We start from the raw sequence: 13219 nt of genomic DNA, 5'->3' as shown, positions 1-13219 counted from the left end.
GCCGCGATGCGACATCCCGTTCTGGTACTCAATGCCGGCTCGTCGAGCCTCAAGTTCTCGGTCTACGACACGCGCGAGGATCGCTCGCTCGATGCGGGCCTGCACGGGCAGGTCGAGAACCTGCATGGCACCCCGCATCTGTTCGTGGCCGACGCGCACGGCGCGACGCTCGCCGACAGCCCCGTCGCGCGACCGGGGCACCAAGGTGCGATCGAAGCGCTGCACGCGTGGTTCGCGGCTCACGTCGGGCGGGAGGCCGCGTTCGACGGCGTCGGGCACCGGGTCGTGCACGGCGGCCCGTATTTCACCGCGCCGGTGCGGATCGACACGCGCGTGCTCGATGCAATAGCGTCGCTTTCGCCGCTCGCGCCGCTGCACCAGCCGCATCACGTCGACGCGATCCGCGCGGTCGCCGCGGTCGCGCCGAACCTGCCGCAGGTCGCGTGCTTCGACACGGCGTTCCATTCGACGATGCCGGCGCTCGAACGGGAGTTCGCGTTGCCGCGCGCGCTGACCGAACAGGGGATCGTGCGCTACGGTTTCCACGGGCTGTCGTACGAATACATCACGACGGCACTCCCGGCGCTCGATCCGTCTTGGGCGCAGCGCCGGACCGTCGTCGCGCACCTCGGCAACGGCGCGAGCCTGTGCGCGCTCGCGAACGGCCGCAGCGTGGCGACGACGATGGGGTTCACGGCCGTGGACGGGCTGCCGATGGGCACGCGCACAGGCGCGCTGGACCCGGGCGTGATCCTTTACCTGCAGCGTCACGAGGGCCGGTCGCTCGACGAGGTCGAGCATCTGATCTATACGGAATCGGGTTTGCTCGGCGTGTCCGGCGTATCGAGCGACATGCGCACGCTGCTCGCGAGCGACGCGCCGTCGGCCGCGCACGCGGTCGAGCTGTTCGCGTACCGCGCGGCCCGCGAACTCGCCGCGCTGGCCGGCGTGCTCGGCGGTCTCGACATGCTCGTGTTCACGGCGGGCATCGGCGAGCACGCGCCGCGCGTGCGTGAACGGATCTGCAGCCGCGCGGCGTGGCTCGGCATCGCGCTCGACGACGCGGCGAACGCCGCCGGCCTGCCGGTGATTTCGAGCGACGCGTCGCGCGTGACGGTGCGCGTGATCCCGACCGACGAGAACCTGATGATCGCGCGGCACACGCGCCGCGTGCTGGACGACGCGATCCCTTCCACGCCGTATCCGACCCGGTGAAACCTTCCATGACAGCACGCGACACGTCTTCCCCTGCCGTCAGCGCCCCCGCGCTGCCGATGTTCTGGCCGATGGCCGCCGCCACGGCGATGTTCGCGGCCGGTTCCGAGATCGCCGCGCGCAATCTCCGCTTCCTCGCGGAAGAGGAGAAGCTGCATTTCGAAGTGCATCCTGCGCTGGCATCGACGAACCGGCCGTTGCTGGAGCTGCGGACGATGACGTTTCGCGATTATTCGGCCGCGCCGGCGCACGGGCTGCCGACGATCGTCGATGCGCCGTACGCGGGGCACAGCGCGATGATCGCCGACTACCAGCCGGGGCAGAGCCTGATGCAGACGCTGCGCGAGCACGGTGTGACGCGCCTGTACCTGACCGATTGGCGCTCGGCCACCGAGGACATGAAGGACCTCGAGATCGACCAGTATCTGGCCGAGCTGAACGTGTGCGTCGACGAGCTCGGCGGCCGCGTGAATCTCGTCGGGCTGTGCCAGGGCGGCTGGATGTCCGCGATGTACGCGGCGCGTTTCCCGCACAAGGTCGCGAGCCTCGTGCTGGCTGGCTCGCCGATCGACACCGACGCGGGCGACGGCCCGATCAAGCGGATGGTGCACACGTATCCGACGTCGTTCTACGAGGAGCTCGTGGCGATGGGCGGCGGGCTGATGCGCGGGCGCTTCATGCTGCGCGGCTGGAAGAACATGCATCCCGACCAGCACTATCTCGCCGAGCACGTCGACCTGTACGAGCATCTCGACGATCCCGAATACCTGCGCAAGCGCGAGGTGTTCGCGAACTGGTACGAAAGCCCGATCGACCTGCCGGGACGCTGGTACCTGCAGGCGATCGTGCAGATCTTCAAGGAGAACCGGCTCGCGAAGGGCACGTTCGTCGCGCTCGGGCGCACGCTCGACCTGAAGGACGTCGCGTGCCCGGTCTATCTGCTCGCCGGCGAGGCCGACGACATCACGACGCCGGAGCAGGTGTTCGGGGCGCGCGACCGGCTCGGGACGCTCGCGTCGCGGATCGAGAGCCGGCTCGTGCCGGGCGGCCATATCGGCCTGTTCATGGGGTCGCGCACGCTGAAGACGGTGTGGCCGGACATCGCGCGCTGGATCGCGGCGCAGCGCTAGGCCGGCGCGGATCGACACGGGGGGCGGCATGACGTTGCGACACAAGCGGGGGCTCGTCGTCGGCATCGCGAACGAGCAGAGCATCGCGTGGGGGTGCGCGCGTGCGTTTTGCCGGGCGGGCGCCACGCTCGCGGTGACCTGGCAGTCGGAGAAGACCTTGCCGCACGTCGAGCCGCTGTTCGCGCAACTCGACGCGCCGATCCGGATGCCGCTCGACGTCGGGCGGCCCGACCAGATGGCGGCGGTGTTCGACGCGATCGCGATGCAATGGGGCGCGATCGACTTCGTGCTGCATTCGGTTGCGTATGCACCGAAGGCCGATCTCCAAGGCCGCGTCGTCGACAGCTCGCCGGAAGGCTTCTCGTTGGCGATGGATACCTCGTGCCATTCGTTCATCCGGATGGCGAGGCTTGCCGAGCCGCTGATGACGCAGGGCGGGAGCCTGATGGCGATGAGCTATCTCGGCGCGGAGCAGGTCGTCGCGAACTACGGGGTGATGGGGCCGGTCAAGGCCGCGCTCGAATCGAGCGTGCGGTACCTGGCGGCCGAACTCGGCGGCACGGGCATTCGCGTCAACGCGATTTCGCCGGGCGCGCTGCCGACGCGCGCGGCATCGGGCCTGCCGGACTTCGACCGCCTGCTCGACGACACCGCGCGCCGGGCGCCGCTGCGTCACGCGCTGGACATCGACGACGTCGGCGCATTCTGCGCGTTCCTTGCGAGCGACGGCGCACGGGCGATCACGGGCGGCACGCACTATATCGACGCCGGCATGCACATGCTCGGCTAGCGTGCCGGCGGCATGCGGCGTCAGGTGCGCGCGAATGCCTGCACGAGGGCGGGGGGCGCGTGTGCGACCGCGACCTCCGGCGTGCCGTGCCACGCCGCGAGCTTCTTCACGGCCTTCGCGACGTCGGCCGCGAGCCCCGTACCGAACCGCACGCCCGGCTCGACATGCACGGCCTTCAGTTCGAACGTGCCGAGCGAGCGATGCGCTTTCGCGTCGACGCGGCCGACCAGCCGGCCGCGATGCAGCACGGGCAGGCAGAAATAGCCGTAGCGCCGCTTGTGCCCGGGCGTATAGCACTCGATCGTGTAGTCGAAACCGAACAGCGTCGATGCGCGCCGCCGGTCCCATACGACGGGATCGAACGGCGACAGCAGCGTCGTGACCGTCGAGCGCAGCGTGTCGGCCGCGGCGGCCGGCAGCAATGCGTCGAGCGAGCGATGCACGTAGGCCGGTTCCTTCCAGTCGTCGATCTGCACCGGAATCAGGTCGCCCGCATCCGCGAGCCGTTCCAGCTCGTCGCGATACGAACGGCGCGGCAGCCGATAGTAGTCGGCCACCCAGTCCGCGCGCACGACGCCGAGCGCGCGGCACGTGTAGTCGAGCAGTGCGGGCAGCACGGCTTCGCGCGGCGGCAGGTCGCGCGTGTCGTCCCAGCCGGGCAGCACGCGCTCGCGCACGTCGTACACGCGCTGGAAATTGCGGCGTTCCGACACCATCAGGTCGCCCGTCGTGAACAGCACTTCCAGGTGGCGCTTCTCGGGCTTGCGGTCCCACCAGCCGTTGCCCTTCACGCCATCTTCGCGGACGAAATCGGCTGATCGCACCGGGCCGTCGTCGCGAATCCGCGCGAGCAGCCGCTCGATCTCGTCGCGATTCTGCGCGTGCCACTCGGCCGCGTATTTCCAGCCCATCCCCGACGGATCGAGCATCTTGTAGCGCATCAGGCCGAACTGCTCGATCGGCAGGAAACACGCTTCGTGCGACCAGTATTCGAACAGGCGCGCCTCGGCGAGATGTTCGTCGAGCCACTGCGGCGAGAAATCGCCGAGACGGCTGAACAGCACGAGATACGGGCTGCGCGCGACGACGTGAATGGTGTCGATCTGCAACTGCGCCATCCGGCGGATCGTGTCGAGCACGTCGGCCTTGGTCGCCTTGCGGCGGGGCGGCGTCAGCAGACCTTGTGCGGCGAGATGCAGCGCGCGGGCGGCGGCGGGCGAGAGCGTAAGCATCGGAATGGCGGCTGAGGGTGGCGGTCGGCGATCACTTTAGCGCGAAAGCGGCGCGCGCGTGCGACGCGCCGATGCAACGCGTCTGACAATGCTTGACAGATGCGTTTCGCAAGTTTCCCTATAGTGCAGAGCATGGCGCGACGACAAGTGCGCGCAACGATTCCGCTTCCGACGCACATATGTCCATGGCACGCAGGAAGCGAATCCGGGATTCTCAACCCCCATCGGGAGACCCGGAGCCCTGAGCGGACATCCATGCGGCTGTGCACCGGCCCCGTGTGGATGTCCGCTGATTTTTTTGTTTTTCCGGTTTTTCGCAGGCTGCCGCGACGTGTGATGCCGCGGCGCGCGTTTCCCCAGGCCGCAGCGTGCGGAACAGGCCGTCGTGTCTTGCCGCGCAGCAACGCGGCGAACCGAAGTGCTTCCCGCTTATTGCCGCTTGCCGCGCGCGACTTCGTCGCCGGCGCCGGGCGGCAGCCGCCGCGTGATCGGAATCGATGCGAACGAGCACAGCCCGACCACGACGAACGCCGGCCAGAAATCCGACCACACCATCGTCTGGTGGCCCTGCAGCCAGTGCGACACGTGCAGCACGATGCCGGCCACCGTCACGCCGAGCCCGAGCGACATCTGCTGCACCACGCTGCCGAGGCTCGTGGCACGGCCCGCGTCGCGCGGCGAGATGTCCGCGTAGATCATCGAGTTCAGGCTCGTGAACTGCAGCGCGGGGAAGATGCCGCCGACGAGCACGATCAGCCAGATCGCCCAGGTCGCCATGCCGGGATGGAATACACCGTACGCGGCGATCGCGAGCCCCGCGAATGCCGCGTTGTAGATCAGCACCGTGCGAAAGCCGAAGCGGCGCAGCGTGTGCGTGGCCGTCGAGCGGCTCATTGCGCCGCCGAGCGCGGACGCGCACGTGATGAGCCCCGAATGGAACGCGCTCATGCCGAGCCCTTCCTGCAGCGCGAGCGGCAGCAGGAACGGCACCGCGCCGAGGCCGATGCGGAACAGCGACCCGCCGACGACGCTCGCGTGGTAGGTCGGGATCTTCAGGAAACTGAGGTCGAGCACCGGGCGCTCCTTGCGGCGCGCGTACGGCACGTAGAGCGCGAGCAGCACGGTGCCGGCCACGCACATCACGATCGCGTTCGAGCGCGAGGTGAGCGAGCCGTCGAGCAGCGTGAGGCCCATCAGCAGCAATGCGGCGCCGCTTGCCGACAGCAGGAAGCCGAACCAGTCGAGCGGGCCCGGATCGGGCTCGTGCGTGTTCGCGATGTGCTTGCTCGCGAGATAGATCCCGTAGATGCCGATCGGCACGTTGATGAAGAAGATCATCCGCCAGTGCAGGTAGGTCGTGATGAAGCCGCCGACGAGCGGCCCGACCGTGGGCCCGAACAGCGCGGGAATCGCGAGGTAGTTCATCGCGCGCACGAGATCCGAGCGCGGCACCGCGCGGAAGATGATGATGCGGCCGACGGGCACCATCATCGCGCCGCCGACGCCTTGGATGAAGCGTGCGGACGTGAGCACGCCGAGGGAACTGGAGGCCGCGCACATCAGCGAGCCGACGACGAAGATGCCGATTGCCGTACGGAAGACGGAACGTGCGCTGAAGCGGTCGGCGAGCCAGCCGCAAATCGGGATGAACACGCCGAGCCCGACCACGTAGGCCGTGATCGCAACGTTCAGCGTGACGGGGTTGTGCCCGAAGTCCCTCGCCATCGCGGGCAGCGCGGTGACGATGATGTTCGCGTCGACGCTTTCCATGAACAACGCACAGGCAACGATGAGCGGTGCTAGAAAGACGGGCGACATGGGCTGGGCGCGCGGTAAAGACGCCATTATGCCCATAATGTTGCCGATGCGTCACGCGCGACAACACTTGTTCCGCATGTTGCAACAGTCGTTCCTGCTGCCGCGCGCGAAAGAAGAGACGACCGCCGCGCCGGCTGCGGCGCATGACACGACACATGACATCACCCCGCCGCAGCGACCGCGAAACTTGCGTGCGGCGCACGTTTCATGCGACAGTCGGACCCACTCGCAACACAACATATGACGCGCATCGATCGAGGGCCATCGAGACGAGCGCGCGCGCGAACGAGACCTCGTGCCGAGCCACTCACCATCGAAAGGAGGGGACACGCCATGACGTCACGTCGTGCCGCATCGATTGCATCTCGCTTCTCACGTCGCTTCTCGCGTCATCATGCACCGCGTCATGCGCCGCCCGCGCCGCGTCTGCGCTGGGCCGCCGCACTGGCCGTCGCGTATCTCGCCGTCGCCGGCTGCGCCGCGCAGGCCGACAATGCGAACCAGGCCGCCGTTCAGGCGGCCAGCCAGTCGGCCGTGCCGACCGCGGCCGCGATTGCCGGCCCCGCGTCGGGCACGCTGCTGCCGCCGCCGAGCCAGCTCTACGGCGACCTGTTCGTCGCGGTGCAGACCGCACAGATCTATCCCGACCAGAAGACCTTCGTCGACGCGACGCCCGATACCGATCCCGCGACGATCGTGCAGTTGTATCAGCAACAGAAATCGCAGCCGGGCTTCTCGCTGAAGACGTTCGTCGGCCAGCACTTCACGCCGCCCCCGGAAGGCGGCGTGACGCCGCCGCCGAACCAGACGCTGCGCCAGCACATCGACTGGCTGTGGCCGCAGCTCACGCGCACCAGCGCAACGGTGCCGCAGTACAGTTCGCTGATTCCGATGCCGAAGCCATACGTCGTGCCCGGCGGCCGCTTCCGCGAAGGCTACTACTGGGATACCTATTTCACGATGCTCGGGCTGCAGGTGTCGGGGCGCGAGGATCTCGTCGACGACATGCTCGACAACTTCGCGCACCTGATCGACACGATCGGGCACATCCCGAACGGCAACCGCACGTACTACGCGAGCCGCTCGCAGCCGCCGTTCTTCGCGTATATGGTCACGCTCGCCGCGCAGGCCGAAGGCGACAAGGTCTACCAGAAATACCTGCCCCAACTGCGCAAGGAACATGCGTACTGGATGCAGGGCGAAACCACGACGCCGCGCGGGCAGGCCGCGCGCAACGTGGTCGCGATGCCCGACGGCGCGGTGCTGAACCGCTACTGGGATGCGAGCGACACGCCGCGCGACGAGTCGTATCTGGAGGACGTGACGACCGCGAAGTCGGCGCCCGGCCGTCCGGCGAACGACGTGTACCGCGACCTGCGCGCGGGCGCCGAAAGCGGCTGGGACTACAGCTCGCGCTGGTTCGGCGACGGCAAGACGCTCGCGACGATCCGCACGACGTCGATCGTGCCGGTCGACCTGAACAGCCTGATGTTCCATCTCGAGACGACGATCGTGAAGGGCTGCGCGGTCACGCGCGACGTCGCATGCGTGACCGATTTCGCGGGGCGCGCGGCGCGGCGTGCGGCCGCGATCAACCACTATTTGTGGAACCGCCGCGGCTACTACGGCGACTACGACTGGCAGTTGCGCAAGCCGCGCGACGCCGTGACGGCGGCCGCGCTGTATCCGCTGTTCGCGGGCGTCGCATGGCCCGAACGTGCGAAGGCGACCGCGCGCGAGGTGCGCAAGACGCTGCTGAAACCGGGCGGCCTCGCGACGACGACCGAGAATACCGGCCAGCAGTGGGACGCGCCGAACGGCTGGGCGCCGCTGCAGTGGATCGCGATCGACGGGCTGCGTCGTTATGGCGAACCGGCGCTCGCGAAGGACATCGGCACGCGTTTCCTGTCCGACGTGAAGCATGTATATGCAACCGAAGGCAAGCTCGTCGAGAAGTACGTGGTCGAAGGCGCGGGCACGGGCGGCGGCGGTGGCGGCGAATATCCGCTGCAGGACGGCTTCGGCTGGACCAACGGCGTCACGCTGAAACTGCTCGGGCTGTACGGGGAGTGATGCGCGGAGAGTGATGCACCGCGCGCGGCAAACGCACGGGCCGGACTGTCGCGCAAGCGGCCGTCCGGCCCGTTTTCGTTTCCGCTTCCGTATGCGGCTTGCGTCAGAACGTGATCGTCGTGCGCACGCCGACCACGGTTTCGTCGCCGATGCGCGCACCCGCCGCGTTCGGGTTCGGGATGCCGCCGCCCGGACGGAAGAAGTGCTGCAGGTCGGCCTGCAATTGCCACCACGGTGCGACCTGGTACTGGTAGGTCGCCTCGACGACCGTCTCCGCCCGGCGCACCGGATAACCGGGCGTCGTGTAGGTGCCGGTGTCGCCGTCCAGGCCGCGCGCATGCGAGCCGATCTTCGCGTAGCCGACCGCGATGCCCGCGACGTCGTTGTCGCGCCCCTTGAACGGCGCCTTCAGCGTCACGCCTGCATTGGCGGCGAAATCGACGATATTGCGATCGCCCGGCGCGCCCATCACGCGCGCGAACACGCCGACCGAGCGCGGGCTGTCGTCCGACGGCCGCCAGACCATCTGGTCCGCGACCGCATAGAACCCGTAGTTGCCGCGATGGGTGGCGGGAATGCCGTTGCTCGCCGGATTCGCGAGCGACAGGCCATCGGTGCCGTAGCGCGGATCGTTCGCATGCTGCGACTGATACCAGAAGCCGAGCTTGTAGGTGCCCGGCAGGCCGGCCGGTTGCGGCGCCTTCGGGTCGTCCGGCGGCGCGTTCAGCGCGTACTGCACTTCGCCGATCACGAACGCGCCGCTGCGCAGGTTGAAGTTGGTGCCGTGCGCGTTCAGCACCTGCGCGTCGCCGTCGGTGCGGCCGGCCGGGTTGCCGTCGAATACGCCGACCATCGCGGTCCATGCATCGGCCGGCTTCACGCGCAGCCGCACGCCGAGCGACGACAGCGGATACGCGGGGCCGCCGGACGGCAGATCGGTGGAAGGCAGCACGGGCCAGCCGAACGTGGCGTTCATGAACGTCGCCGCGTTCTGGCTCACCATGAACTCCTGGTCGACGCTCTGCTGGCCGACCTTCACGTCGACCTTGCCGTCGAGCAACGACTGCTGGTACCAGAGCTCCCACAGGCGCGTGGTCGAATTCGCTTCGATGCCGGTCGCGGTCTGCAGCGTCTGCAGGTAGCGCTGTGTGGCGTTGGTGCCGTGGATCTGTAGCGCCGACACGTTGAAGGTGCCGCCCGGCAGGCCGATCGCCTTGCCGGTGTCGACGTTGAAGCCGAATTGCGTGAGCCCCTGGTAGGCGCCGCCGCGCTTCGTGCCGCCGGACGTGTTGTACAGGTACTCGCTGGTTTCCTGCAGGCTCAGCGTGACGCCGTGGTCGCCGAGCAGGTCGCGCAGGCCGCCCATGTTGCCGAGCAGGTTCGAACGCTCCCACAGGCCGGTGGGAGCGGGCGCGGCAGCATCGGCGGCCTGTCGTGCGGGCGCGGCGGCGTCGCTCGCGCTGGCCGCCGGTTCGGCCGCGGCCGGCGGCGATGATTGCGCGAACGCGGGCGCGGCGGCGAGCGACAGCAGCAGTGCGGCGAGCGCATTGACGCGCGGCTTGCGCGGAACGGGTTCGAGATGGTTCTTCATGCGGATTCCGTTGGCGATTTGATTAGTTAGGCTGAAGAAAAGAATACGTGATGCGGGAAGCGTGGCGAGGCGGTCGCGCGGCGGCACATGGCGCGTGGCGCCCCCGCGCGTCGAGGGCTTACGGCAGCCAGCCGCCGACGCGCCACACTTGCGCGAAGCCGAGGCGCGACGCAGCCGAGCATAGCAGCGCGGCGAGCGCGACCGCGGCCGCCATCGCGGCGACCAGCATGCAGTCGAGCGGGCGCGGTGCCGCCGGCACGTGGGCGAGTGCCGCGCCGCGCCAGTTTCCGAACGCATGGGCGAGCGGCGAGAGGCCGGCAACGAACGAGCGGTCGCACGCGACGTGCACGATGCGCTTGAGTCTGACCGCGAACGATTGAATGAACATGACGCTGCCTCCGTCTGGTCCGGCGGATGCCGGACGACGTGATCGAGCGCGGGCGCATGACATGGCCTGCGATCGGAGGTTGGAACATAACGGAGCGTGCGACTGACGAACCGGCGATGGCCGGCCCGGGAGGAAGCGCGCTAACCCGACGAATGCGAGCTAGCGGCGAAAGACATGCGTCTGGCTGCTATCTCGCGATGGCTTGGCCGGCCTGGACCGGCATCGAACTGCAACTAGAGCATGTGTCCACGGAGGGACTCCCGTGATGAATTGGGGCGGATTGTAGTCGCGACTTTTGCTGCGGTGCAAGTGAAAAACGCAGAAAAGACGACGTGTGTGGCGTGCGAGTCGCGGCGGCACACGGTCGGCAAGCAGAGGGCGCTGCCGGGCGCCTGCCGTTGTTCGCACGCATCGACGCGTGACCGCATCGTGACGTGCTGAAAGGTTTCGGCACGTCATTTCAAGGGCAAATCTTTCAGTGTCGCAAGGCGGGAAGTTTATTTCGGGAAATGGGGTTTGGAGGGGTTGACTTCACTTTCGGGCGGTTCATAGAATTCGGCATCTTCACTCTTGGGGCCGCCGCCTTGGACGCCTGCAGTAGTCGATCTTCGAACGAAATTTCCGCCTGAGCGACCGACGTCCGCGCCTCATCGAAGCCGCCGTTTGTCCCCCGGGCAAACGGTGCGCGCAGCAGTATTCCGCAGTATCTCCCTACGTGCACCCTGATTCGCGCCGGTTAGCGTGATGCGTTTTCGCATGCGTTGTCCGGCTTCACCGCCGCCTGGCAGGCGGCCGCGTTCGCGCATGCCTCGTTCAGGCATCGCGAATGCCGGCCCGCAAGCCGGACGGCGGTCAACCGTGTTCCCCGGAACACCGCACAGGAGCCGCCGTGAACGACAGTGACAGTTGTCCCATATGCCCGTTGCACGCACCGACCCTTTTGAACCCGGGTCGCAGGGACACTCCGGCCGACTAGCCTGATACGTCGTTCAGGCCCCGGACTGGCCCCGCGCCCACCACGCGGCCGGCACGCCTGCCGTCGCCGCACGGAGCCTGACCATGAACTTCGGCCTTCTGCTGTCGAACCTGCCGCACGTCGCGGAATCGCGCAACCAATACGATGCGATGCTGACGCTCGATGCCCGTCCGCGGGTGTTCTCCCGCCTGCTGAACCAGCTGAAATCGTTGATCCGCCACTGAAGAAGCGCCGAGCGCGCCTCGGCATGCGCACGCGCGGCTGCCTGCGGGCAGGCCCCGCGTACGCATCCCAAGGTCACACGCTCATCGAATAACCATTAGCCGTACGGAACAAATCATGTCCACGCCATCCAACGTCTCTCCACCGATCGCCGCGGAACGCAGCGCCGTGCTCGACGAAGCCCATGTCGGCGACATCCGCGGCGCGCTCGGCACGATCGCGCATCACGACACCGCCGCGCGCGGCACATGGTGGGCGCGGCTGCGCACGCTGCTCGCGATCATCGGCCCGGGCCTCATCGTGATGGTCGGCGACAACGATGCCGGCGCATTCGGCACCTACACGCAGGCCGGCCAGAACTACGGCACGACGCTGCTGTGGACGCTGCTGCTGCTCGTGCCCGTGCTGTACGTGAACCAGGAAATGGTGCTGCGCCTCGGCGCGGTCACGGGCGTCGGCCATGCACGCCTGATCTTCGAGCGCTTCGGCAAGTTCTGGGGCGCGTTCAGCGTGATCGACCTGTTCCTGCTCAATGCGCTGACGATCGTCACCGAGTTCATCGGCATCACGTTCGTGCTGGATTTCTTTGGATTGCCGAAGGTGGCCGGCGTGTGCGTGGCCGCCGCGCTGACGATGGCCGCGGTGAGTACCGGCGATTTCAGGCGCTTCGAGCGGTTTGCGATCGGGCTGTGCGTACTGAGCCTGCTGCTGGTGCCGGTGCTCGTGTCGATCCATCCGCCCGTCGCGCAGATGACGCGCGATTTCCTCGTGCCGAACTGGCCCGTGCACGCGAAGCTGTCGGACGTGATGCTGCTCGTGATCGGCATCGTCGGCACGACCGTCGCGCCGTGGCAGCTGTTCTTCCAGCAGAGCTACGTGATCGACAAGCGCATCACGCCGCGCTTCATGAAGTATGAAAAGGTCGACCTGTGGATCGGCATCGCATTCGTGCTGATCGGCGCGGTCGCGATGATCGGTTTCAGCGCCGCGCTGTTCGGCGGGCATCCGGAAGCCGGCAACTTCACCGATGCGGGCGGCATCATCGCGGGCCTCGAGAAGTATGCGGGCCGCACGGGCGCGACGCTGTTCGCGGTGGCGCTGCTCGACGCGTGCATCATCGGCGCGGCGGCCGTGTCGCTGTCGACCGCGTATGCGATCGGCGACGTGTTCAAGATCCGCCATTCGCTGCACCGCGGCGTGTCCGACGCGAAGGGCTTCTATCTCGTGTACTTCGGCATCGTCGCGGCCGCGGCCACGCTCGTGCTGATCCCGGGCAGCCCGCTCGGCCTGCTGACCGAAGCCGTGCAGACGCTCGCGGGCGTGCTGCTGCCGAGCGCGACGGTGTTCCTGCTCGTGCTGTGCAACGACCGCCAGGTGCTGGGGCCCTGGGTCAACTCGACGAAGCTCAACGTGTTCACGGGCGCGGTGATCTGGGTGCTCGTGCTGCTGTCGATCATCCTGACCGCATCGGTGATGTATCCGGACATCAGCGGCGAAGCGATCGTCGACGTGCTGGTGGGCGGCACCGTGCTCGCGATTGCCGGCTATCTCGCGACGGTGCTGATTCGCCGCCACAAGCGCGTCGTCGAACCGGCGCTCGATCGCTCGCTGCGCGACACGTGGCGCATGCCGCCGCTCGACACGCTCGAGCCGCAGAACATGACGCTCGCGACGCGGATCTGGATGGCCGTGCTGCGCGGCTACCTGGTGATCGCGGTCGGTCTCGTGATCGTCAAGGTCGTGCAGATGACGCTGCTGAAGTAACGCGGATCGTCTGCCAGGAA

The 13219-nt window shown here is 67.8% G+C and carries 11 protein-coding genes; 7 read left to right on the top strand and 4 right to left on the bottom strand.

Going from position 1 to position 13219, the window contains the following annotated elements; translation table 11 throughout:
- The first annotated feature begins 6 nt into the window (after positions 1-6).
- The 3 genes from KVT39_RS03765 to fabI are packed head-to-tail and all read left to right on the top strand — an operon-like array spanning position 7 to position 3135.
- On the top strand, positions 7-1215 hold the full coding sequence (locus tag KVT39_RS03765) for an acetate/propionate family kinase (protein ID WP_217587843.1): 1209 nt from the start codon (positions 7-9) through the stop codon (positions 1213-1215).
- 8 nt (positions 1216-1223) lie between these two features.
- A complete protein-coding gene (locus tag KVT39_RS03760) occupies positions 1224-2345 on the top strand; it encodes an alpha/beta fold hydrolase (RefSeq protein ID WP_217587841.1) in 1122 nt (373 codons plus the stop codon).
- Between the two features lie 28 nt (positions 2346-2373).
- Positions 2374-3135, top strand: coding sequence for an enoyl-ACP reductase FabI (gene fabI, locus KVT39_RS03755; protein WP_217587839.1), 762 nt, complete (start codon positions 2374-2376; stop codon positions 3133-3135).
- Positions 3136-3155: 20 nt separating this feature from the next.
- On the opposite strand, the gene KVT39_RS03750 is transcribed toward fabI, so the two are convergent.
- Together KVT39_RS03750 and KVT39_RS03745 are read right to left on the bottom strand one after the other, a co-directional pair.
- Entirely contained in the window at positions 3156-4367 is a 1212-nt protein-coding gene (locus KVT39_RS03750; protein ID WP_105391134.1) for a winged helix-turn-helix domain-containing protein, read from the bottom strand.
- A gap of 429 nt (positions 4368-4796) precedes the next feature.
- The gene (locus KVT39_RS03745) at positions 4797-6185 is read right to left on the bottom strand and encodes an MFS transporter (protein WP_217587835.1); all 1389 of its coding nucleotides are present in this window, start codon (positions 6183-6185) and stop codon (positions 4797-4799) included.
- Between KVT39_RS03745 and KVT39_RS03740 the strand changes: the two genes are divergently transcribed.
- Positions 6136-6429: a hypothetical protein gene (locus tag KVT39_RS03740; protein ID WP_165948027.1), complete on the top strand. Its 294-nt coding sequence runs from the start codon at positions 6136-6138 to the stop codon at positions 6427-6429. The genes KVT39_RS03745 and KVT39_RS03740 overlap by 50 nt on opposite strands.
- Before the next feature lie 89 nt (positions 6430-6518).
- On the top strand, positions 6519-8258 hold the full coding sequence (gene treA / locus KVT39_RS03735) for an alpha,alpha-trehalase TreA (protein WP_217587834.1): 1740 nt from the start codon (positions 6519-6521) through the stop codon (positions 8256-8258).
- 103 nt (positions 8259-8361) lie between these two features.
- On the opposite strand, the gene KVT39_RS03730 is transcribed toward treA, so the two are convergent.
- Positions 8362-9849, bottom strand: coding sequence for a carbohydrate porin (locus KVT39_RS03730; protein WP_217587833.1), 1488 nt, complete (start codon positions 9847-9849; stop codon positions 8362-8364).
- A gap of 118 nt (positions 9850-9967) precedes the next feature.
- Positions 9968-10237 (bottom strand): hypothetical protein, encoded by a 270-nt coding sequence (locus KVT39_RS03725; protein ID WP_034180517.1) that lies wholly within the window; start codon positions 10235-10237, stop codon positions 9968-9970.
- A 1059-nt stretch (positions 10238-11296) separates the two neighbouring features.
- Between KVT39_RS03725 and KVT39_RS03720 the strand changes: the two genes are divergently transcribed.
- Together KVT39_RS03720 and KVT39_RS03715 are read left to right on the top strand one after the other, a co-directional pair.
- The gene (locus KVT39_RS03720; protein WP_165948028.1) at positions 11297-11437 is read left to right on the top strand and encodes a hypothetical protein; all 141 of its coding nucleotides are present in this window, start codon (positions 11297-11299) and stop codon (positions 11435-11437) included.
- Positions 11438-11552: 115 nt separating this feature from the next.
- Positions 11553-13199, top strand: a complete 1647-nt coding sequence (locus tag KVT39_RS03715; RefSeq protein WP_131945986.1) for an Nramp family divalent metal transporter — start codon at positions 11553-11555, stop codon at positions 13197-13199.
- Positions 13200-13219: the final 20 nt, after the last annotated feature.

The organism is Burkholderia sp. GbtcB21 (assembly GCF_019091065.1).
GTDB classification, from domain to species: domain Bacteria; phylum Pseudomonadota; class Gammaproteobacteria; order Burkholderiales; family Burkholderiaceae; genus Burkholderia; species Burkholderia pyrrocinia_C.
Note: the sequence above shows the minus strand (reverse complement) of the source record. Positions and strands in the feature narration are given on the sequence as shown.

Coding starts and splice junctions, on each gene's coding strand:
- KVT39_RS03745 (WP_217587835.1), bottom strand. CDS start 6,185: ATGTCGCCCGTCTTTCTAGCACCGCTCATCGTTGCCTGTGCGTTGTTC.
- KVT39_RS03760 (WP_217587841.1), top strand. CDS start 1,224: ATGACAGCACGCGACACGTCTTCCCCTGCCGTCAGCGCCCCCGCGCTG.
- KVT39_RS03730 (WP_217587833.1), bottom strand. CDS start 9,849: ATGAAGAACCATCTCGAACCCGTTCCGCGCAAGCCGCGCGTCAATGCG.
- KVT39_RS03765 (WP_217587843.1), top strand. CDS start 7: ATGCGACATCCCGTTCTGGTACTCAATGCCGGCTCGTCGAGCCTCAAG.
- KVT39_RS03725 (WP_034180517.1), bottom strand. CDS start 10,237: ATGTTCATTCAATCGTTCGCGGTCAGACTCAAGCGCATCGTGCACGTC.
- KVT39_RS03715 (WP_131945986.1), top strand. CDS start 11,553: ATGTCCACGCCATCCAACGTCTCTCCACCGATCGCCGCGGAACGCAGC.
- KVT39_RS03740 (WP_165948027.1), top strand. CDS start 6,136: ATGAACAACGCACAGGCAACGATGAGCGGTGCTAGAAAGACGGGCGAC.
- KVT39_RS03750 (WP_105391134.1), bottom strand. CDS start 4,367: ATGCTTACGCTCTCGCCCGCCGCCGCCCGCGCGCTGCATCTCGCCGCA.
- fabI (WP_217587839.1), top strand. CDS start 2,374: ATGACGTTGCGACACAAGCGGGGGCTCGTCGTCGGCATCGCGAACGAG.
- KVT39_RS03720 (WP_165948028.1), top strand. CDS start 11,297: ATGAACTTCGGCCTTCTGCTGTCGAACCTGCCGCACGTCGCGGAATCG.
- treA (WP_217587834.1), top strand. CDS start 6,519: ATGACGTCACGTCGTGCCGCATCGATTGCATCTCGCTTCTCACGTCGC.